Consider the following 18905-nt stretch of genomic DNA (forward strand, 5'->3'; position numbering starts at 1 on the left):
AGCAGTACATGACTCAGGCAAGCCTAACGCCCACGACCGAACACCGACGTATCGCCTTTATCGGCGCGGGTAACATGCCGCGCGCCATCATCAGTGGTTTGGTGAGCTCGGGCTACCCTGCCGACATGATTTACGCCTCTAACCCAAGTCAGGGCAAGCTAGACGCGCTAGCGGCTGATTTTGGCATTAACGTCAACAACCACAACCACGCGGTGGTTCAGGCCGCCGAAGTGATTGTACTGTCGGTTAAACCTCAGTTGATGGAAAAGGTATGCAGTGATTTGGCCAGCTTGGACTTAAGCCAAAAACTGATCCTGACCATTGCCGCCGGCGTTGAAGCGCACAAGTACGCCGAGTATCTGCAACAAGAGATTAAGCTGATTCGCACTATGCCAAATACGCCTGCGCAATTGGGCTTGGCACTGACCGGTTTGTACTCAGCCCAAGAGCTAAGCCAAGCGGATCGCGACTATGCTACCGCCGCCATGAAAGCCATTGGCGAGGTGGTGTGGCTTGAGCGTGAAGCCGAGCTTGATAACGTGATTGCCTGTGCCGGTTCATCGGTGGCGTATTTCTTCTTGTTCGCCGAGGCTATGCAAAACACTGCGGTGGATATGGGGGTTAAACCCGAAGATGCGCGCAGTATGATCCAACAAGCCATGCTGGGCGCGGCGCAAATGTTGGTTCATAATAGCGACACGTCGGCTGAACAATTGCGTCATAATGTGACATCTAAGGGCGGTACTACCGCCGCGGCAATTAATACCTTCCAGGAAGGGGGACTAGAGCCGTTAGTTGATTCCGCCATGAAGAACTGCGTAAAGCGCGCGCAGGAAATGGCCAAGCTATTCTAATTTAGGGGATTTTTCGATTTATGAATGCCATGACTTACCTAGTCACCGTCGCCTTTTCACTGTATCTGATGATAGTGGTGCTGCGCATTTGGTTGCAGCTGGCTCGTGCCGACTTCTACCATCCGGTTAGCCAATTTATCGTTAAAGCTACTCAGCCAATTTTGGCACCGATGCGCCGTGTTATTCCATCAATGGGCTCGCTGGATACCGCCTCTCTGGTACTAGCGCTTATCGTTGCTGGCGGTAAGTGGGTGGTGCTTATGCTGATGCAACAAAGCGCTATCGATTGGGCTGGAGTTAGCATGCTGGCGGTACTTGGGGTGATTAAAGAAGCCGGTACTCTGCTTTTCTGGATGCTGCTAATTCGCGCGATTCTAAGCTGGGTGTCTCAAGGTCAAAACCCGTTTGAGTACTTACTTGCGCAACTGACCGAACCATTTATGGCGCCAATTCGTCGCATCATTCCGCCTATGGGTGGTCTGGACTTGTCGTTGCTGATCGTAATGGTGGCGCTTAACTTCACCAACATTCTGATGCACGACCTGATTGGTCCATTGTGGCGCCTGGCGTAAGCCGTGGCTGCCCCACAAGCTGCGATAGAAGAAACAGACTCTGGTATTCGCATCAGAGTCTATGTGCAGCCCAAAGCGTCGCGAGACCAGTGGCAAGGGCTGCACAACGATGAAATCAAACTCGCCATTACTGCCCCGCCGGTGGACGGCAAAGCCAACGCCCACGTGGTTAAGTGGATTGCCAAGCAGTGCAAAGTCGCCAAGTCAAAAGTGGTGATTGAGAAAGGGCTGACCAGCCGTCACAAGCAAATCGTCATCGAATCTCCGACAATTCTGCCTGAGCCTCTCAAGGCTTTGTTATAATTGCTATTGTCGCTCAAAAAACGAAGGACTACGTTATGCTACGCCGCCTACTTGCTGTAGCCATGTTGATGGTTGGCCTGTGCGCTCCTGCCCAAGCCGAGCAAAAACAAATGGTTGGTCAATATGCCATTCACTACATGGCCCTAAGCTCGACCTTTATCACTCCAGAAATCGCCAAAGCCTATGGCATTAGCCGCAGCCGTTATATGGGTCTGGTAAACATCACGGTTCTCGATACCGCTCAAGAAGGTAACCCTGCGGTGCCTGTGCAGATTTCAGGAATTGCGAAGAACCTGCTCGACTCGTCTAAGAAGTTAGATTTTCAGGAGATTCGCGAAGAAAACGCGATTTACTACATCGCTGAAGTGCCCCATCGCAACGAAGAGAACATTAGCTTCGAGATTGCGATTTCGCACAATAAGAGCCTGAATACCAATTTAAAATTCTCGCAAAAGTTTTACGTCGACTAGCTTGTTAGCAAGCTAAAACTCGACTCGGTTTAATGTCGGCCTAGCCTACTGATAAGGCTGGCCGACTCATTTTTTAAGGGACGCTATGAAGCCTATAGTTCTCGCCAGTGGCAACAAGGGCAAGCTGGTCGAATTCCAGCAGATGTTTGAAACTCAAGGCATTAAGATTGTTGCCCAAAGCGAATACGGCGTGGGTGATGTGCCAGAAACTGGCACCACCTTCGTTGAAAACGCGATTATTAAAGCCCGTCACGCCGCTGAGATTAGCGGTGAACCGGCGATTGCCGATGACTCGGGTATCGAGGTGGACGCGCTTGATGGCCAGCCTGGCATTTACTCGGCACGCTACGGTGGCCCGGGTGCCGGTGCGGTGGATAACTACCAAAAGCTGCTGGCTAATATGCAAGATAAGAGCAATCGCGCTGCCCGTTTTCGCTGTGTATTGGTGTATATGCGTCACGCTAAGGATCCTTCGCCAATTATTGCCAGTGCCAGCTGGGAAGGCTCGATTGCCCAAGGTCCACAAGGCGGTGGTGGTCATGGCTACGACCCGATTTTCTGGGTGAATACCGACAACTGCAGTGCTGCTGAGTTGCCGCCTGAGCGCAAGAACGCGCTAAGTCATCGCGGTAAGGCGCTTGTGGATTTGCTCGCGCAAATGAAAGCGCTGGGTGAGCTCCCTACTGGAGAGACTAGCTAACCGATGCAGTTACCTCCGCTATCCCTTTACGTACACATCCCTTGGTGTGTGCGTAAATGCCCCTACTGCGATTTCAATTCTCACGAGCAAAAGGCTGAGTTGCCGGAAAGTCAGTACGTTGAAGCCTTGCTAAAAGACTTGGCGGCGGATGCGGCGATGGCGCAAGGTCGGCCTCTTGAGAGCATCTTTATCGGTGGTGGCACGCCATCGCTGTTTAGCGGTGCCGCTATTGGTCGCATCTTAGATGGCGCGCGGGAGTTAATTGGTTTTGCTGATAAGTGTGAAATCACTATGGAGGCCAACCCGGGCACTATCGAGCACGATAGCTTTAAGGCCTATCGCGAAGCGGGAGTGACTCGTTTGTCGTTAGGTGTGCAGAGCTTTGGCACCGAGCAGTTAAAAGCCCTTGGTCGCATTCACGACCGAACTCAGGCTGAGATGGCGGCCGCTCAGGCGCTAAGCGCTGGGTTTGATTCGGTGAACTTAGACTTGATGCACGGGCTGCCTGGGCAAACCCCTGAGCTGGCACTAGCGGATATCATGCAAGCGGCAGACTTAGCCCCACCCCATCTGTCTTGGTATCAGCTCACCATTGAGCCCAATACTCAGTTTTACTCCAAACCTCCGACTCTCCCTCAAGACGAGGCACTGTGGCAAATCTTCGATGAAGGTCAGGCGCGCATGCAGTCGCTGGGCTATCGCCAGTACGAGGTGAGCGCTTGGGCGCAGCCGGGCATGGAGTGTCAGCACAACCTCAACTACTGGAAGTTTGGTGACTATCTGGGGATTGGTTGTGGCGCCCACGGCAAGCTCACCGACCCTAGTGGTAATCGCATATTGCGCACCGAGAAGATTAAGCACCCTAAGGGTTATCTACAAGCTATTGATTATCGCCGCGATGTGAAGCCGATTGCTGAGCAAGAGCTGCCACTTGAGTATTTGATGAACCGCGCGCGTTTGCTTGAGGCGATTCCGAAAGCTGAGTATCAGGCGTATACCGGGCTTAGTTGGCGAAGTTTAAGCCAAAAACTAGCCCCTGCGGCGCAACGGGGTTTGCTCTCGGAAAACCAAGCGCACTGGCAGCTAACCGATAAAGGCCAGCTGTTTGTGAATGAGATTTTGGGGTTGTTGGTGGAGGATTAGAACGCGAAATTGGGTGCGCCCACCAAGCTAAGAGCAAGCGCTAAATATCTTCCGCTAAATACTGCTGCAAATACTCAGTGAAATACAAAGGTACCACCAAGTTTACCTTCTCTGTTATGGGTGAAGCCTGAGTTGCAGTGAGCTTAATGGTTCGGTGGGGTTGGCATTTGGTGATGTAAGATTGAAGCGATTTAGCTCGAGTTCGCACACCGCTTTTGACTTCGATTGGGATCACACGACCAATACTGTCAGAAACTATAAACTCGATTTCCGCTCTTGCATCCCCCCAAGAAAAACTCGGCTCTATGCCTTGAGCGGCCAACTCTTGCTGCACATAGTTCTCAGCTATATAGCCCTTGTACTCATAGCTTTGCTGTTTTATTTCTAGATAGCTAGTTCCGAGCATCTGGTTCAAAAGGCCAACGTCAAACAAAAACAACTTAACCGTATTCTCCTTTTGATAAGCCGCCAGTGGAGTCCGTGGTGAACCATCGACAGGGTGATTTTTTAGCGCCAAACGGCACTTGTGCAACCAGGTTATCGCGCTTTCAAAGTCTGCGTAACGCGACTTGCGTTGATAAACCCCTTTGAATTTAAAACGTTTTACTGATTCATCGCGAACGGCAGAAAGCTGGGCAGGAATGCTGCGAAATACGGATTCAATCAACTGCGCATCAACTTTTCCCGAGTATTTTCCAAAATCTCGCACATACCCTTGAATCAGATTTTCATGCACACTAGAGACAGATTGAACGCGCTCAACAGCATTTGTATCAGCATTTTCAAACCAAGTAGACACAGCCTCAGGCATCCCACCAACGAAATAATAATCCGTCAGTTTTTCCAACAATTTGCTATGTGCCGCTGGTGACCTGCTTTGTTGCTCATAGGCCTTAATCAATGCCTTCTCTTCTGACGCCCACAAAAACTCTTTAAAACTGAGCGGTCTTAAATTGTGCTGTTCTACCTTTCCCACCGGAAAAGACGTCAACAGTCCCATATTCGAACCACTAGCGGCGACGAATGCCTGTGGTGCTTTTTCTGCAAAGTACTTGAGTGAAGTAACCGCTCTTGGACACTCTCCTATTTCGTCGAGAATCAGCAGATCACGACTCAGGTCAAAAGGCTCTTCCGTTAGCAGCTCGACGTTTGTGATGATGTCATCAGGATTTAGTGAGCCTGCGAATGCCTCCGCTAGCTCTGGACGCTCCAAAAAGTCGAGCCGAACTACTCGCTCAAATTCAGATCCAAGCAGCTCTTGGAGCAAATAAGTCTTACCGGTCTGGCGAGCACCGTCAATCAAGAAAGGTTTGCGATTCTTCTTTTTCTTCCAATCAATTACCTTGGCTAAAAGCGCTCTTCTCATGACAGTCTCTTATTGTTCGGTTTGGTAAATCGATGACTTTGAACACACTAAAATGCGCATAAAACGCTCACAAAGAACACTTTTATGCGCGTAAAAATGTAACATAAAGTGTTTTTATGCGCAAAAAAATGTAAATACGAAGAGTGTGGGGTAGGAGGAGGATTAATCCACTACCGTGTGTCATTCTCGCTGCCTCCGCGCTGTCATTCCCGCCACCCACGTTTGTCATTCCCGCGAAAGCGGGAATCTAGCTAGTTGCCATTAGCAGTTCGCTAGATTCCCAGTCAAGCTGGGAATGACGGAGTTAGGAGCGGGAATGACAGCGTGGGAGTCGCAGGTATGACGGAATTAGGGGTTGGATGGATTCCCAGTCAAGCTGGGAATGACGGAGTTAGAAGCGGGAATGACAGCGCGGGTAGCGCGGGAGCCCTATGCCCCCTTATCACTCGGCTTAAACAAGCGCAGGTTGCCCAGTTCCGGCATCAGCGCATTCAGCTTCTCTTCCACCGGCTCAACTTTCTTCAAGTCTTCGCACAGCTTATTGGCTTGCCTTTCAAGCTGCTCGCTCTGCTCTTTTAAGCGAGCTTCCAAGTCAGTGCCCAAATTCTGCAACTGCGCCATTTTCTGCTGCAAAGCCTCGGCGCCATCGCCGCCGTTCATCATCTGTGCGCCGACTTCCGCCATGAATTGGCCCGCCACCGACTGCAGCAAGTCGCGCATCTCGGCTTCGGTTTCTTCGTCGATGAAGTTGTCGATGGCCTTGTCACTACCGATGAAGTAATAACCTCGGTTATCTTCGCCAGCCATCTTGCTCACGCGCTCGCGCATGTTATTCACCAAGGTCTCTAAGCCTTGCTGATTCTTCTCGTTTAACAGCGGCGTGATTAATTCGGAGAGTGTGGTTTCGGTGATCTTAAGTGCTTGCTGCACCAGATCTACGATCTCTGGCGTTTTGCCCACCAGCATTTGGCGATACTTTTCGGCTTGGGCTTTGGCTTCAGCGCTTAAATCGACCGGCTTGTTATCTTTGAACACCCCTTGTGGGGTTAGCACCATTTGCGACGCGTCCTTGTCACCCAAGGTTAGCTTGTCACCTTCAATACTGAAGTTTTGGTCTATGTTGAGGTCGCACTGCACTTCGGCTTGTGCGCTTAGGCTGGGAGCTAGGCTAGCAAGCCCAAGTACCAATCCCACTTTCCACTGTTTGAATTGCTTTAACATACTCGGGCTCCTTCTAGCTTGATTCAGTCCATTACGCTTCGTCGTTCCAAAGGTCGTATAACACGCTGACCTCTACCGACTCGGCGTTGGCTTTCCAATAGGCTTCTACTGCCTGACGGTCTTCTTCGGTGCACTTGCCCAGCTTTTGAGTGGCAATCAGACCTTGCCATTCTAGGTGGCCACCACCGTGAAAACCCAAACCACGTGCGTCGATCACTTCTTCGATAAAGCCATCAACACGCGCATCAATATCGTCTTCGCTAGTGCTTTCGGCAAATTGCCACTGCACATCAAAGCCTAACTCTTGAAACTCATCTACGCGCAACTTCTTGCGCAAACGACGGCTACGAGCCATGTAAACTCTCCTTAATTTAGAGGGGGTTAGTCGACCTTTTGGTACATTAAGTCCCAAACGCCGTGGCCAAGATTCTGGCCTCTTTTCTCGAATTTGGTCAAGGGTCTGTGCTCAGGACGCGGCACATAATCACCGTTTTCCGCCTGATTTTTATAACCAGGGGCGGCAACCATGACTTCGGTCATGTGCTCGGCGTAGTTTTCCCAGTCGGTGGCCATGTGCAATACACCGCCCACTTTGAGTACGCCGCGAATGCGCTCGGCGAATTCAGCCTGCACAATGCGACGCTTGTGGTGGCGTTTCTTGTGCCAAGGATCGGGGAAGAACAACTGCACGCAATCAAGCGACCCTTTGGCGATAGCGTTGTCCAGCACTTCGATGCCGTCGTGGTGGAAGAGTTTTAGGTTGGTCAGGCCCTGCTCGGCGGCTTCCATGATGCAAGCGCCAACACCAGGCTTGTGAACCTCGATGCCGATGAAGTTTTTGTCAGGCTGAGCGGCGGCCATTTCCACCAAAGACTTACCCATGCCAAAACCAATCTCCAGCACCACTGGATTGTCGTTGCCAAACAAGGCGGCAAGGTCCAACGCTTCTGGGGTGTAATCGATGCCGTACTGGCCCCAGTGCTTATCGAATGCGGCTTGCTGGCCTTTGGTTAGGCGGCCTTCGCGCAATACGAAACTGCGCACTTTGCGAATGTATTTACCGTCCTCGTTAAATTCGGCGGTGGTGACTTCACTCATTTTGTACCTGTAAAACGTCTAGCGAGAGCCCATAGGGCGTAAAAACCTGAAGTATACCAGTAATCCTGCAAGCATGGATCGCTATGCACGCCTGTGCTGTAATGTCGCCCTGAGATTTTTAAGTTCAACCCGGAAGACAAGATTGAACCCAGCGCCAAATAGCTTTAGCCAGCGCCTGATCAGTTGGCAAAAACAGCACGGACGTCACGACCTGCCCTGGCAGCAAAATCCCACCGCTTATCGAGTGTGGGTATCCGAGATCATGCTGCAACAAACCCAAGTGACCACAGTTATCCCCTACTTCGAGCGCTTTATGGCGAGCTTCGACTCCATCAGCGCACTCGCCGCCGCGCCGCTCGACCAAGTGCTACACCACTGGACCGGTTTGGGCTATTACGCTCGAGCCCGCAACCTGCACAAAGCCGCGCAAACCATGGTGGCCGACTTTGGTGGTGAGTTTCCGGATAATCTGGATGACGCCATTAGCCTGCCCGGAGTCGGTCGCTCTACCGCTTCGGCAATTCTGACCTTTAGCAAAGGTGCGCAACTTCCAATTCTCGATGGCAACGTTAAGCGCGTATTAGCCCGTCACGGCGCCATTGAAGGTTGGCCCGGTAAAACCTCGGTGCAGAAAGCGCTTTGGGCGCTAAGTGAAGAGCTAACCCCGAGTGACAACGCGGCGGTGTTTAATCAGGGCATGATGGACTTGGGCTCAAGCATTTGTCGTCGCGGTCAGCCGCTTTGTAGTGAGTGTCCTGTGGCCAAAGACTGCAAGGCGCAACTCAGTGGCCGTCAGCGCGAGTTTCCAAACTCCAAACCTAAGAAAGAGAAACCGGTAAAGCAGACGCAAATGTTACTGCTAAAAAGCGGTGACACTGTATTTCTGCAAGCGCGCCCTGCTGCGGGTATTTGGGGTGGGCTGTATTGTCCGCTGGACTTTGACGATAGGGCCGCGATGCAAGCCTATTTGGCCGAGCATTTGGGTGGTGCATCAGCGCATAGCCTAGATGCGTTTCGCCACACCTTTAGCCATTACCACCTGGATATTGAGGCCCACTGGCTTGAGTTGGAGCCGCAAATGCTAAATCAGGTCATGGAAGGCCCTTCCAGTCTCTGGTATAACTTAGTGCAACCGCAACAAGTGGGGTTGGCCGCGGCCACCGAGCGCTTGTTGCAAGCGATTCAATCAAAGGAGTAACGCATGGCTCGCATGGTGCAATGTGCCCGTCTTAAAAAAGAAGCCGAAGGCCTGGATTTCCAAATGTACCCGGGTGATCTGGGTAAGCGCATTTTCGACAACATCAGTAAAGAAGCTTGGGGTCAGTGGCAAGGTAAGCAAACCATGCTGATCAACGAGCACAAACTGAATATGATGGACCCAGAACACAGAAAGATGCTTGAGCAGCAAATGGAGCATTTTTTGTTTGAAGACGGCGAAGTTCAAATCGAAGGCTACGTGCCACCGAGTGAATAAGCGTTTGGGTCGGTCAAAGCCAAAAATTGGCGATTGGCCGACCAAATTGGTCGTTGAATGACCGCTTGGTTGCAATTTATCTAAAATCGGCTTTAATTCTGGTTGACTTAGGCGCCGATTCGCTCTTTAATAGCGACCCACGCCCGGATAGCTCAGTCGGTAGAGCAGAGGATTGAAAATCCTCGTGTCGGTGGTTCGATTCCGCCTCCGGGCACCACTTTCCCCCTCAGTGTGTGCTTTCCCTTTTAAGACTTAATCTAACTCAATGACTTCGTCATTTTGTTTTGCTGTGTTTGTACGCCGCTAATCCACAAATCTAGTTCCTAACCCAAACAACTAATTTCAACCAGCTAGCCCCCAAACCAACTACAAAGCTCCAAAAAATCCACTTTGTAAAAAGCTGTTTTTGTCCGCCGTGTAAAAGCTGATATCTCTGCTATGTTTAATTTACTGAATTACAAAGTGTCTTGAATAAAGCAAACATGGAAGTGGCGAATCGAAAAGCCCATCTCCGCAAGATGACGGACACTTTGTAAAAATTATGGGGCGTATCATCACTTTCAGGGCAGAGAGTATTTATGAAGCTGACAATTGCCACGAGGGCAAAGCAGTGGCTAAAGGATAAACTTCCAAACCGAGCCAAAGCCTGGCTGTACTTCTATCGCATGTACGGTCGTTTGCCGCGTCGTAACTTCACCTTACTAAACGAATTTATCGCGCTGCGCAAAGCCAACCCGACCAAAGGGCTTGGACTGCTTACCGACAAATTGTTCGTTCGCCAATACATAACGGAGCGAATTGGCGCTCAGTATTTAGTGCCTTTGCTTGGGGTCTATCAATCGCCGCAAGAAGTGCAGTTTTCAGAGCTTCCGGAGCATTTTGTGCTCAAGCTAAACTACGCCACCAAGCACAACTTCTTTTGTCGCAATAACACTCCAGAAGCCCAGCATAATTTTATTCAGTCCTCTAAGGAGTGGCTAAGCGACGATCACTCGGCCAAATGGGGCGAAAACCACTACCAAGAAGTGCAACACAGACGCATCATCGCCGAGCAAATGCTACTCGACAGCAACGACAAACTGCCCAAAGACTACAAGTTTCACTTTTTCAATGACGGCCGCCAGCTGAGGTTTATCATCGAAGTCGATAGCAACCGCTTTGAGGACTATCGCAAAAACTTCTACGACCAAGAGTGGCGACCACTCAACATCGACTGGGGCTTGCCCAGCGGTGAGCTAGAACCTAAGCCGCCTCAGCTAGACAAAGCGGTCCAGCTACTCAAACAACTGGCCCACGATTTCAACTATGTGCGCATCGACGTTTACCTGCTCGACAACGCCATCTACTTTGGCGAACTTACTTTCACCCACGGCGCCGGAACCTGCCCGCTATCCCCTGTGACCTTTGACCAACAGATAGCGGCTTGTATAGCGCCCGATGAAGAGTTTTATCCACAAGGCTGCATTCGCGACTATGCTAAATGGAACGCAGACTACTTGGCGTTTTATAGAGATCCTCGCGCTCAGAAACACTTGGTAAACAGTCCTCCTCAACTGAAGACAACCGGTCTCTATCAAGCCATTAACAAATAGCGGTTATTTTACGGCTAAAATTGCTGAAATGTCAGTAATTTGCTTGAATACGGCCTTTAAAAATTCGACGAGACTCAAACCATGCGTAATCTAATCTTGGCGGCTGTCGCCTTCCTAATGATCGCTCCGGCTCAAGCGACCACTGTTTCCGGTGTTGAGCTTGAACCTCAGATCCAAGTTCAACAGCAAGACCTAGTGCTAAATGGCGCAGGTGTGCGCTCTAAGTTCTTTATCGACTTGTACGTTGGCAGCTTGTACTTGCCAGCAAAAAGCCAAGCGGTTGACGCGATTTTGGCCAGCGAAGAGGTTAGCGCAATTCGTTTGAACATCACCTCAGGCATGATCACTTCCGAGAAAATGACCGATGCCATTCTTGAGGGCTTCGACAACGCCACCAACGGCAACCCAGGTGAAATGCAGCAACGCATCGACGATTTCATTGGCGTGTTCAACGAAGAGATCGTCAAAGGCGACCAGTACACCTTCAACTTTATCCCAGGCAAAGGTGTAGTTGGCTTTAAGAATGGCGAGCAAAAAGTGATTGTTGATGGCGATGACTTTCGCGTAGCCATGATGAAAATTTGGTTAGGCGAAAAGCCAGCTCAAAAGAAGCTTAAGCAGCAGATGCTAGGCAACTAAGCCTTATTCCGCTTCGCAGGGGCACTTGTGTCCCTGCAAAAACGCGGCGACGGTTCTTTCTAAGTACTTTCCCTGGCGCTGCATTTGTGCGCTTGCCGGTAAATTCAATTCCATGCGCATTTGCACCTCACCTTTCAAAGCAGTCAACAAACGCACCGAAGCCTCGCGCAACGGCGAGAACTGATACTCTCCTTGAATCTGCAAGCGCTGCAAATAGCCAGCCACCATATCAATGATCCGCGCCGGCCCCGCCTGATAATACATGTCCGCCAATTCTGGGTGAGTTTCCGCCTGAGCGATACAAGTGCGGTGAACCGCAATCGCTTCATCGGAGTTTAATAACTGCAGGAAGTGTTCGGCAAAAGTCACCAGTGCTTGCTGGGGATTGTCGATATCTTGCAGCAAGGTTTCGCTGAACATGTAGGTTGCCACTCGTGACTCAATGGCAGCCACAAACAGATCGTTCTTACTGCCAAAGTGGCTATACACGGTTTGTTTGGACACCTGAGCCAAGCGTGCAATTTCATCCATGCTAGTAGTGGCGAACCCCTGTTCGCAAAACAGCTCAATCGCGCTACTAAGTATGTTTTGATGCTTCACCGCACTCTGCGTTTTTGGCTTTACCGACATATTCAAGCTTAACCCTGCACTAAATAAGTTTTCACAATTAACTCACAATTAGACTAGACAGTCTAGTTCCATAAAACTAGACTTGTCAGTACAGTTTTTACTAAATCACTAGGATCTGGTGTTATGCGTCGCTTGTTTTTGTTAGCTGTATTTGGCTTAGCGGCTTGCTCGGAACCCGCTGTAGAGCTGGAAACACCCGCGGCTACGGTCGAGAGTTGGCTGCTCGATGGGCAGAACGAATATCTGGTATCACGGGATTTTTCAGGCAACGTTCGCGCTAGAAACACCAGTCAGGTGGCCTTTGAGTTGCCGGGCAAACTTGCCAGCCTTAGCGTGGATGTGGGCGATAAGGTCAGTGCTGGGCAGGTCATTGCTCGCCTAGACGACCAACTACTCAGAGCCGAAACCGCCGAGCTAAAAGCCCAGGTGGTGCAAACCCAAGCAGAGCTGGATCTCAACCAAGCAACCCTTTCTAGAAACCAAAACCTCAAAGAGCAAGGCTACCAATCGGCGCAGGTAATGGATGAGTTACGCGCTCAGCGCAGCAGCCTTGAAGCCAACCTGCAACGCCTAGAAGCAGCGCTGAAAGCCAATCAACTGCGCATCGAAAAATCTAGCTTGCACGCTCCCTTCGATGGTGTGGTTACCGCTCGTCACGCCGACATTGCTCAGGGTGTGATGCCCTCAACCCCAATCGTTACTCTAATTCAGCCAGACGGCATTGAAGCCATTATCGGCGTGCCTAGCGAGTTGGCCTCAGAGTTGTCAGTGGGACAAGAGGTGGAAGTACGAGTGGCGGGTCAAGCGTTACAAGCGCAAGTGCAAGGTATCAGCCAGCAGCTCAATCAGGTCAGTCGTACCCGCAATGTGCGCCTTAGCTTGCCGCAAGGGCCTGTGTACGTGAACGGTCAACTGGCGCAGTTAAGCCTAGTGGAGTCGGTTGACCAAGCTGGCTTTTGGGTACCTGCCGATGCGCTGATTAACGGCCTTCGTGGCCTGTGGAACGTGTACGTAATTGACCAAGGAGATAGCGAGCTCACTGTGCAACGTCGCGACGTGGAAATTCTTTACGCCGATGAGCAACGGGCCTTTATTCGCGGTGCCATTAGCGAGAACGAGCGCATTGTTAAAAACGGCCTGCACCGTCTGGTCAGTGGTCAAAAAGTGAAGCTTAAGGCGGAGTAGTTAACGTGATACGCGCACTAGTTACTAACGGCCGCATTGCCTCTTTGTTCATCGCCATTATTTTGGTGGCAGGAATAGGCGCGCTAGATTCGCTGCCACGCATGGAAGACCCTGAGCTTACCAATCGCTTCGCCACTGTGGTCACCCCTCTGCCCGGCGCTACCGCCGAGCGTGTCGAAGCACTGGTTACCGAAGTCTTAGAGAGCGAGCTTAGACGCCTTGAGCAACTCAAGCTGATTAGTTCAAGCTCACGTCCGGGTATTTCGGTTATTCAACTCGAGCTCAAAGACGAGATAATGGATCCCAAGCCGGTGTGGTCGCGAGCTCGAGACTTGCTCGATGACGCTCGCCCTAAGCTGCCTACAGAGGCGGCTCAGCCAAATCTCGATGACGAAATCGCCTACGCATTTACCCAAATCATAGGGCTTTCTTGGCAGGGAGATAGCGAGCGTCGTCTCGATATGCTCAACCGTTACGCTAAAGAAATTCAAAGTCGATTGCGCCAGCTACCAGGCACGGCGTTTGTAAAACTGGTTGGCGAGCCCAAAGAAGAGTTTTTGGTCAGCCTAGATGGCAGCAAGCTCAACCAGCTCCAACTAAGTCCTGCGCAAATTGCTCAACGCTTGCGCCAAGCGGACGCCAAAGTGTCTGCTGGTGAACTGGTTAACGACAATTACCGCGCTCAAATCGAGGTCAGCGGCGAGCTTAAATCCCTTGAGCGAATTGCCGAAGTGCCGCTAGTCATGGACCCCAGTGGTCAGTTGGTGCGTTTAGGGCAAGTGGCTGAGATTAGTCGCCAAGCCCAATGGCCACCGGCTGAAACCAGCCTTATTGACGGTGAGGCAGGCATTTTAATCGGAGTGCGCATGCTGCCACAGTATCGCGTTGACCGATGGAGTGCTCAGGTCAAAGCTCAGTTGGCACCGCTACAAGCTGAACTGCCACAAAACGTAAAGCTCGAATGGTTGTTTGAGCAAGAGGGCTACACTCAAACTCGTTTGTCCGAGTTAATGGAAAACCTGATACAAGGTTTTGTACTGATTCTGCTAGTACTGCTGCTGACCTTAGGTTGGCGTAATGCGCTGATTGTGGCGGCAGCCCTGCCCTTAACCGCGCTATTTACGCTGGCAGTGATGAAGTACTACGGCCTGCCAATTCACCAGATGTCGGTCACCGGCTTAGTGGTGGCGTTGGGGATCATGGTGGATAACGCCATTGTTATCGTGGATGCAATTGCCGCCAGGCGTCGCGCCGGTATGGATGCCATTAAAGCGGTCAAAGAGACGGTGCGCCATTTCTGGCTGCCGCTTGCAGGTTCCACCATTACCACTATCTTGGCCTTTATGCCGATTGTGATTATGCCGGGTCCCGCGGGAGAGTTTGTTGGCGGTATTGCGCTGGCGGTGATCTTCGCGCTGATTGGCTCTTATGCTATCTCGCACACGCTAATTGCGGGTCTGGCCGGGCGCTTTTACCGCCCAGAACAAGGCGATTCAGCCTGGCAGCACGGTCTGGCGCTCAAGCCCTTGGCCGCGGCCTACAACAAGGCGCTCAGTTGGGCGATTGCTAAGCCGCTAGCGGCAGTGCTATTGCTTTCAAGCGTGCCTGTGTTGGGCTTTTTTGCTGCCGGTAAACTGCCCGAGCAGTTTTTTCCAACCTCAGATCGGGATATGTTCCACATCGAAGTGCGCTTAGACCCATCGAGTAGCATCATGGCCACGCGCCGCTTTGTGGACCAATTGCACGCCGAGCTGATTGCTCATCCAGATATCGATCGCATCGACTGGACCCTGGGTAACAACACACCGTCGTTTTACTACAACCTGATGCAGCGCCAATCGGGCACGCCGTTTTACGCTCAAGCCATGGTGAAAACGCCCCATTTTAGCAAGGCCAACCGAGTGATCCCCGAGCTGCAAAAGCGATTGGATGAAGCCTACCCAGAAGCGCAAATTTTGGTACGCAAGCTAGAGCAAGGTCCTCCGTTTAACGCGCCGGTGGAGCTGAGAATTTACGGCCCTGATTTAGACCAGCTGCAAGACTTGGGCGAGCAACTCAGATTAGTACTGAGTCGAGTACCACAAGTGACCCACACTCGCGCCACTTTGTCTGCGGCCACGCCAAAGGTAAAAGTGAATGTGGACGAAGAGGCCGCCCTTGCCGCTGGGCTCACTGCTAGTGACGTCGCCCAACAGCTACAGATGTCTACTACCGGCGTAGTAGGTGCCAACTTACTAGAACAAACCGAGTCACTGGACATTCGCTTAAAACTCAACGATGCCAATCGCGCCAAGACCAATCGCCTTGAAAGTATTGAGCTGGTGTCCAGTCAAGGTAAAGGCATAGTGCTCGCGGCAATCGCCGATACCCAAATCATCGCCAGTCGCAGTGTAATACCCCGTCGCGATGGCGAGCGAGTTAACGTTATCGAGGGCTATATTCAGGCGGGAATTTTACCGTCGGTAGTGCTGACTCAGGTGCAAGACAGGCTAGCCGAACAAGGCTTTCAGGTACCAAGCGGCTATCGAGTGGAAATCGGAGGCGAGAGTCAGAAGCGCGACGAGGCGGTGGGCAAACTACTCAGCCATATCGGCGTGATTGCAGTGCTGCTACTCACCACTGTGGTACTGAGTTTCAACTCCTTTAGAATGACCGCCATCATTATGCTCAGCGCCTTCCAGTCTACCGGACTTGGTTTGTTGTGCGTCTACGCCTTTGGCTATGCCTTTGGCTTTAATGTGATTATCGCGCTACTGGGTTTGATGGGTCTGGCGATCAACGCCGCCATTGTGATTCTCGCCGAGCTCAAATCCATGCCCTCGCGCAGTAACCAGGATGTGATTGAAGCAGTGAATTCTTGCGGGCGTCACATTGGCTCAACCACCATCACCACCGTGGGTGGTTTCACTCCGCTGATACTAGCAGGTGGTGGTTTTTGGCCACCGTTTGCAGTGGCCATTGCTGGCGGCACCCTGCTGACAAGCATGTTGTCACTGCTGTGGGTGCCAGCGTTATACCGTTTGTGGTTTAAGGATAAGACCGAGGCGAGCTAGCCAGCGCCATTGGCCATAATTTTCGCATGGAGCCAGTCGCGCAGCTCGGCGCGGCGGGCTTTCATCCCCACAAAGTTCTCGTCTGAAGTAGGCACGTTTTGGTTTTCAAGGCCTCGAATGCTGTGGTCGAGCTGATGGTATTCTTTTGCCATGGCGGCGAATTCGCTGTTTTCGCTTTTGAGCTTGGCTATGGTGGAAAGGTGTTGCGGATATTCGTAGTTAAGACCGTGGTTTTCGCCTAGCATTCAGACCCTCCTACAGGATTCTCTGTCAAATGAACTGGTTAAGTGTAGTCAAAGTTTGTGCAGGCTTCCGACTCAAAACACCCCAACAACCCGTGTGCCACAGCGAACAGCAGCGCTAAACCTTCTGAACACCCCCTATCTACAAGCGTGATCTCTCTGGCATTATCCCGCCGCGAGTGAATTAGCAAGTATTCATATATAGGTAGAGATTATGCAAAAGATGGTTTCCGCTGCACTGTTGGCAGCACTGGCGTTGGTGACAACCACCGCAAACGCAAAAAGCACTTGGATTGGCATGGTAGGTTGGGATAACGCCCACCTAGTAAAGGGCGGCGACATCGACCCTAAAGCGGCTCGCTCACAGCGCAACCAAGTAGACCTAATTGCGCACGGTGTTAACTTGCAATTCGCCGGCATGACTTGGGAAAACACCACAGGTCTCAAAGTAAACCTAGACGGCAAGCTGACCGTTGGTCGCAACTGGGCCTATGGCTACTGGAACGACAACTGGGGCATGTCAGTAGACCTTATCAAAGGCGACTGGCAAGGTACTGGCCCTAGCATTGCAGCTGCCGGTTTGGCCTACAAAAACTGCTCAGGCGCACTGTGCTTCCGCGTAAACCCAACACTGGCACGTGTTCGCGTTAAAACTGGCGCGGGTGACATCATCTCGAACGGCCACCAACTAAACTTGCGTTTGGACTACGCGGTTAACGATCGCTTATCGCTGCGCTTCCACCCTCAGTATCAGAGCTTCCAAGACGACCGTGTAGGTTCTACCGTTAAGTTTGAGCTAAGCGCGACGGTTAACCTAAGCGAAGACAAGCGTCACAAGCTTATCTTGATGAACGAAACCTACCTGGTAAACAACGCAAACACCGACGGTCGTACCCGTTGGGTTGGCGAGAACTCTCCACTACCTGGTTTAGTTCCTGGCACCGAAGCTAACTACAAAGTTCGTTACGCTTACGTATTCTAAGTCGCTAAAACGATTCATTAAAAAGGCCAGATGCTCTCGCATCTGGCCTTTTTGTTTTCCCATTTGTGTCACTTTGACACAGGACTTAAGCGATTAGTCTTCGCTACTGTCCAAATCGCTGATGCGATCCATGTTTTCTGTGTTCTCTAGCCATAGCGCATTAATAATGCCAAAGGCGCAGGCCAATAAAACACCGAGTATCCAAGTAAAGTACCACATGTTATTTGGCTCCTATTAGTAAAGCGATGGCTTGTTCTTTTCGATGAACTCACGGGTCAAACGACCAAACATCTTGATGTAGCTCCAACCTGTGTAAGTCAGGATGATAGGTACAAACACGATGGCAACGTAAGTCATGATGCCCAAGGTCATTTCGCTTGAGGTGCTGTCCCACATGGTCAAGCTGTGATCCGGGTTAGTGCTCGAAGGCATAACGAACGGGAACATAGCCAGGCCGCAAGTCAAAATCACACCGGCAATTGCCAATGAACTGGCCACAAAGCCAAAGCCACAGCGCTGCGACTTGGTGAAGATAATCACCAGAATCGGCATCACCAGACCCAATACCGGGGCCAGCATGGTCAGAGGGAACTTGTCGTAGTTGGCCAACCAAGCGCCAGCTTCAACCGCCACAGTCTTAGTGGTTGGGTTGGAGGCCGCCATGGTGTCTAGCTGCGAAGTCACCACATAACCGTCGATACCCGATACCAGCCATACACCGGCCAGAGCGAACAACACGGTTAGCGCAATCGCTGAGAACATGGTGGCTTTTTCAGCTCGGGCGCGCAGAGGACCTTCGGTCTTCATCTGCAAGTACGCCGCGCCATGCATCAAGAACATGCTTAAGCTAACCAGACCCACCAACAGAGCGAATGGGTTTAGCAGGTCGAAGAAACCGCCGGTGTAGAAGAAGCGCTGGTAATCGCCAAAGTGGAACGGTACACCTTGTAGCAAGTTACCAAAAGCCACACCAAAGATAATTGGTGGCACGGTACCGCCAACGAACAAGGCCCAATCCCAAGCGTTACGCCAGCGTGGATCTTCAATCTTAGAACGGTAGTCAAAGCCCACAGGACGCAAGAACAAGGCCGCCAGTACAATCACCATGGCCACGTAGAAGCCACTGAAAGAAGCAGCGTAAACCATAGGCCAAGCGGCGAATAGCGCACCACCAGCGGTGATAAGCCATACCTGGTTACCGTCCCAGTGCGGGGCGATTGAGTTGATCATGATACGGCGCTCGGTGTCATCCTTACCCAAGAATGGCAGCCAGGAACCGATACCCATATCGAAACCGTCGGTTACGGTGAAGCCAATTAGCAGTACGCCAACCAAAGCCCACCAAATGAATCTTAATACTTCGTAATCAAACATAATTGTG

The 18905-nt window shown here is 51.4% G+C and carries 21 protein-coding genes and 1 tRNA gene; 14 read left to right on the plus strand and 8 right to left on the minus strand.

Annotation, left to right across the window (positions count from 1 at the left end; genetic code table 11):
• The first annotated feature begins 8 nt into the window (after positions 1-8).
• The 6 genes from proC to hemW all read left to right on the plus strand — a co-directional run bounded on the left by proC (position 9) and on the right by hemW (position 4042).
• Positions 9-854 carry a pyrroline-5-carboxylate reductase gene (gene proC, locus CLC93_RS02895; RefSeq protein ID WP_095504426.1) on the plus strand — a complete coding sequence of 282 codons (846 nt, stop codon included), beginning with the start codon at positions 9-11 and terminating at the stop codon, positions 852-854.
• Positions 855-874: 20 nt separating this feature from the next.
• A complete protein-coding gene (locus tag CLC93_RS02900) occupies positions 875-1426 on the plus strand; it encodes a YggT family protein (protein ID WP_095504427.1) in 552 nt (183 codons plus the stop codon).
• A gap of 3 nt (positions 1427-1429) precedes the next feature.
• The gene (gene yggU, locus CLC93_RS02905) at positions 1430-1729 is read left to right on the plus strand and encodes a DUF167 family protein YggU (protein WP_169902784.1); all 300 of its coding nucleotides are present in this window, start codon (positions 1430-1432) and stop codon (positions 1727-1729) included.
• 35 nt (positions 1730-1764) lie between these two features.
• Positions 1765-2199 (plus strand): DUF4426 domain-containing protein, encoded by a 435-nt coding sequence (locus tag CLC93_RS02910; protein ID WP_095504428.1) that lies wholly within the window; start codon positions 1765-1767, stop codon positions 2197-2199.
• A gap of 85 nt (positions 2200-2284) precedes the next feature.
• A complete protein-coding gene (gene rdgB / locus CLC93_RS02915; protein ID WP_095504429.1) occupies positions 2285-2899 on the plus strand; it encodes an RdgB/HAM1 family non-canonical purine NTP pyrophosphatase in 615 nt (204 codons plus the stop codon).
• Positions 2900-2902: 3 nt separating this feature from the next.
• Complete coding sequence (hemW, locus tag CLC93_RS02920; RefSeq protein WP_095504430.1) at positions 2903-4042, plus strand: radical SAM family heme chaperone HemW; 1140 nt, start codon at positions 2903-2905, stop codon at positions 4040-4042.
• A 40-nt stretch (positions 4043-4082) separates the two neighbouring features.
• Here the strand turns inward: hemW and CLC93_RS02925 are convergent, their stop codons facing one another.
• The 4 genes from CLC93_RS02925 to trmB form a co-directional block, all read right to left on the minus strand.
• Positions 4083-5408 (minus strand): ATP-binding protein, encoded by a 1326-nt coding sequence (locus CLC93_RS02925; RefSeq protein ID WP_095504431.1) that lies wholly within the window; start codon positions 5406-5408, stop codon positions 4083-4085.
• Between the two features lie 429 nt (positions 5409-5837).
• Complete coding sequence (locus CLC93_RS02930; RefSeq protein WP_095504432.1) at positions 5838-6629, minus strand: DUF2884 family protein; 792 nt, start codon at positions 6627-6629, stop codon at positions 5838-5840.
• Positions 6630-6660: 31 nt separating this feature from the next.
• Positions 6661-6984 carry a 50S ribosome-binding protein YggL gene (locus tag CLC93_RS02935; RefSeq protein WP_095504433.1) on the minus strand — a complete coding sequence of 108 codons (324 nt, stop codon included), beginning with the start codon at positions 6982-6984 and terminating at the stop codon, positions 6661-6663.
• A gap of 26 nt (positions 6985-7010) precedes the next feature.
• Positions 7011-7727: a tRNA (guanosine(46)-N7)-methyltransferase TrmB gene (gene trmB / locus CLC93_RS02940; RefSeq protein WP_095504434.1), complete on the minus strand. Its 717-nt coding sequence runs from the start codon at positions 7725-7727 to the stop codon at positions 7011-7013.
• A gap of 142 nt (positions 7728-7869) precedes the next feature.
• Between trmB and mutY the strand changes: the two genes are divergently transcribed.
• From mutY to CLC93_RS02965, 5 genes are all read left to right on the plus strand, one after another.
• Positions 7870-8925 (plus strand): A/G-specific adenine glycosylase, encoded by a 1056-nt coding sequence (mutY, locus tag CLC93_RS02945; RefSeq protein ID WP_245837053.1) that lies wholly within the window; start codon positions 7870-7872, stop codon positions 8923-8925.
• 3 nt (positions 8926-8928) lie between these two features.
• Positions 8929-9201, plus strand: coding sequence for an oxidative damage protection protein (locus tag CLC93_RS02950; protein ID WP_095504436.1), 273 nt, complete (start codon positions 8929-8931; stop codon positions 9199-9201).
• Between the two features lie 141 nt (positions 9202-9342).
• Positions 9343-9418 (plus strand) — tRNA-Phe (locus CLC93_RS02955).
• Positions 9419-9779: 361 nt separating this feature from the next.
• On the plus strand, positions 9780-10793 hold the full coding sequence (locus CLC93_RS02960) for an ATP-grasp fold amidoligase family protein (protein WP_095504437.1): 1014 nt from the start codon (positions 9780-9782) through the stop codon (positions 10791-10793).
• Positions 10794-10874: 81 nt separating this feature from the next.
• A complete protein-coding gene (locus CLC93_RS02965) occupies positions 10875-11432 on the plus strand; it encodes a chalcone isomerase family protein (protein ID WP_095504438.1) in 558 nt (185 codons plus the stop codon).
• A gap of 3 nt (positions 11433-11435) precedes the next feature.
• Here CLC93_RS02965 and CLC93_RS02970 read toward each other — a convergent pair whose 3' ends face one another.
• Complete coding sequence (locus CLC93_RS02970) at positions 11436-12062, minus strand: TetR/AcrR family transcriptional regulator (RefSeq protein ID WP_095504439.1); 627 nt, start codon at positions 12060-12062, stop codon at positions 11436-11438.
• Positions 12063-12185: 123 nt separating this feature from the next.
• On the opposite strand from CLC93_RS02970, the gene CLC93_RS02975 reads away from it, so the two are divergent.
• Positions 12186-13247 (plus strand): efflux RND transporter periplasmic adaptor subunit, encoded by a 1062-nt coding sequence (locus tag CLC93_RS02975; protein WP_095504440.1) that lies wholly within the window; start codon positions 12186-12188, stop codon positions 13245-13247.
• Between the two features lie 5 nt (positions 13248-13252).
• Complete coding sequence (locus tag CLC93_RS02980) at positions 13253-16300, plus strand: efflux RND transporter permease subunit (RefSeq protein ID WP_095504441.1); 3048 nt, start codon at positions 13253-13255, stop codon at positions 16298-16300.
• Here the strand turns inward: CLC93_RS02980 and CLC93_RS02985 are convergent.
• Positions 16297-16545, minus strand: coding sequence for an HP1242/YdcH family protein (locus CLC93_RS02985; protein WP_095504442.1), 249 nt, complete (start codon positions 16543-16545; stop codon positions 16297-16299). The two genes, CLC93_RS02980 and CLC93_RS02985, sit on opposite strands and share 4 nt — an antisense overlap.
• A gap of 211 nt (positions 16546-16756) precedes the next feature.
• Between CLC93_RS02985 and CLC93_RS02990 the strand changes: the two genes are divergently transcribed.
• Positions 16757-17524, plus strand: a complete 768-nt coding sequence (locus tag CLC93_RS02990) for a hypothetical protein (RefSeq protein ID WP_095504443.1) — start codon at positions 16757-16759, stop codon at positions 17522-17524.
• Positions 17525-17617: 93 nt separating this feature from the next.
• Here CLC93_RS02990 and cydX read toward each other — a convergent pair whose 3' ends face one another.
• Both cydX and cydB read right to left on the minus strand, forming a co-directional pair.
• A complete protein-coding gene (gene cydX, locus CLC93_RS02995; protein ID WP_095504444.1) occupies positions 17618-17743 on the minus strand; it encodes a cytochrome bd-I oxidase subunit CydX in 126 nt (41 codons plus the stop codon).
• 15 nt (positions 17744-17758) lie between these two features.
• A complete protein-coding gene (gene cydB / locus CLC93_RS03000) occupies positions 17759-18898 on the minus strand; it encodes a cytochrome d ubiquinol oxidase subunit II (RefSeq protein ID WP_095504445.1) in 1140 nt (379 codons plus the stop codon).
• Between the last annotated feature and the right edge of the window lie 7 nt (positions 18899-18905).

Origin of the sequence: Paraferrimonas sedimenticola (genome assembly GCF_002282855.1) — a bacterium.
GTDB classification, from domain to species: Bacteria; Pseudomonadota; Gammaproteobacteria; order Enterobacterales; family Shewanellaceae; genus Paraferrimonas; species Paraferrimonas sedimenticola.

What these genes read in the sequence shown, in the direction of transcription:
- CLC93_RS02910 (WP_095504428.1), top strand. Translation starts at nt 1,765, where the DNA reads ATGCTACGCCGCCTACTTGCTGTAGCCATGTTGATGGTTGGCCTGTGC.
- CLC93_RS02975 (WP_095504440.1), top strand. Translation starts at nt 12,186, where the DNA reads ATGCGTCGCTTGTTTTTGTTAGCTGTATTTGGCTTAGCGGCTTGCTCG.
- CLC93_RS02960 (WP_095504437.1), top strand. Translation starts at nt 9,780, where the DNA reads ATGAAGCTGACAATTGCCACGAGGGCAAAGCAGTGGCTAAAGGATAAA.
- CLC93_RS02970 (WP_095504439.1), bottom strand. Translation starts at nt 12,062, where the DNA reads ATGTCGGTAAAGCCAAAAACGCAGAGTGCGGTGAAGCATCAAAACATA.
- CLC93_RS02985 (WP_095504442.1), bottom strand. Translation starts at nt 16,545, where the DNA reads ATGCTAGGCGAAAACCACGGTCTTAACTACGAATATCCGCAACACCTT.
- CLC93_RS02900 (WP_095504427.1), top strand. Translation starts at nt 875, where the DNA reads ATGAATGCCATGACTTACCTAGTCACCGTCGCCTTTTCACTGTATCTG.
- proC (WP_095504426.1), top strand. Translation starts at nt 9, where the DNA reads ATGACTCAGGCAAGCCTAACGCCCACGACCGAACACCGACGTATCGCC.
- hemW (WP_095504430.1), top strand. Translation starts at nt 2,903, where the DNA reads ATGCAGTTACCTCCGCTATCCCTTTACGTACACATCCCTTGGTGTGTG.
- rdgB (WP_095504429.1), top strand. Translation starts at nt 2,285, where the DNA reads ATGAAGCCTATAGTTCTCGCCAGTGGCAACAAGGGCAAGCTGGTCGAA.
- trmB (WP_095504434.1), bottom strand. Translation starts at nt 7,727, where the DNA reads ATGAGTGAAGTCACCACCGCCGAATTTAACGAGGACGGTAAATACATT.
- CLC93_RS02925 (WP_095504431.1), bottom strand. Translation starts at nt 5,408, where the DNA reads ATGAGAAGAGCGCTTTTAGCCAAGGTAATTGATTGGAAGAAAAAGAAG.
- CLC93_RS02965 (WP_095504438.1), top strand. Translation starts at nt 10,875, where the DNA reads ATGCGTAATCTAATCTTGGCGGCTGTCGCCTTCCTAATGATCGCTCCG.
- CLC93_RS02950 (WP_095504436.1), top strand. Translation starts at nt 8,929, where the DNA reads ATGGCTCGCATGGTGCAATGTGCCCGTCTTAAAAAAGAAGCCGAAGGC.
- CLC93_RS02990 (WP_095504443.1), top strand. Translation starts at nt 16,757, where the DNA reads ATGCAAAAGATGGTTTCCGCTGCACTGTTGGCAGCACTGGCGTTGGTG.
- CLC93_RS02935 (WP_095504433.1), bottom strand. Translation starts at nt 6,984, where the DNA reads ATGGCTCGTAGCCGTCGTTTGCGCAAGAAGTTGCGCGTAGATGAGTTT.
- cydX (WP_095504444.1), bottom strand. Translation starts at nt 17,743, where the DNA reads ATGTGGTACTTTACTTGGATACTCGGTGTTTTATTGGCCTGCGCCTTT.
- CLC93_RS02930 (WP_095504432.1), bottom strand. Translation starts at nt 6,629, where the DNA reads ATGTTAAAGCAATTCAAACAGTGGAAAGTGGGATTGGTACTTGGGCTT.
- cydB (WP_095504445.1), bottom strand. Translation starts at nt 18,898, where the DNA reads ATGTTTGATTACGAAGTATTAAGATTCATTTGGTGGGCTTTGGTTGGC.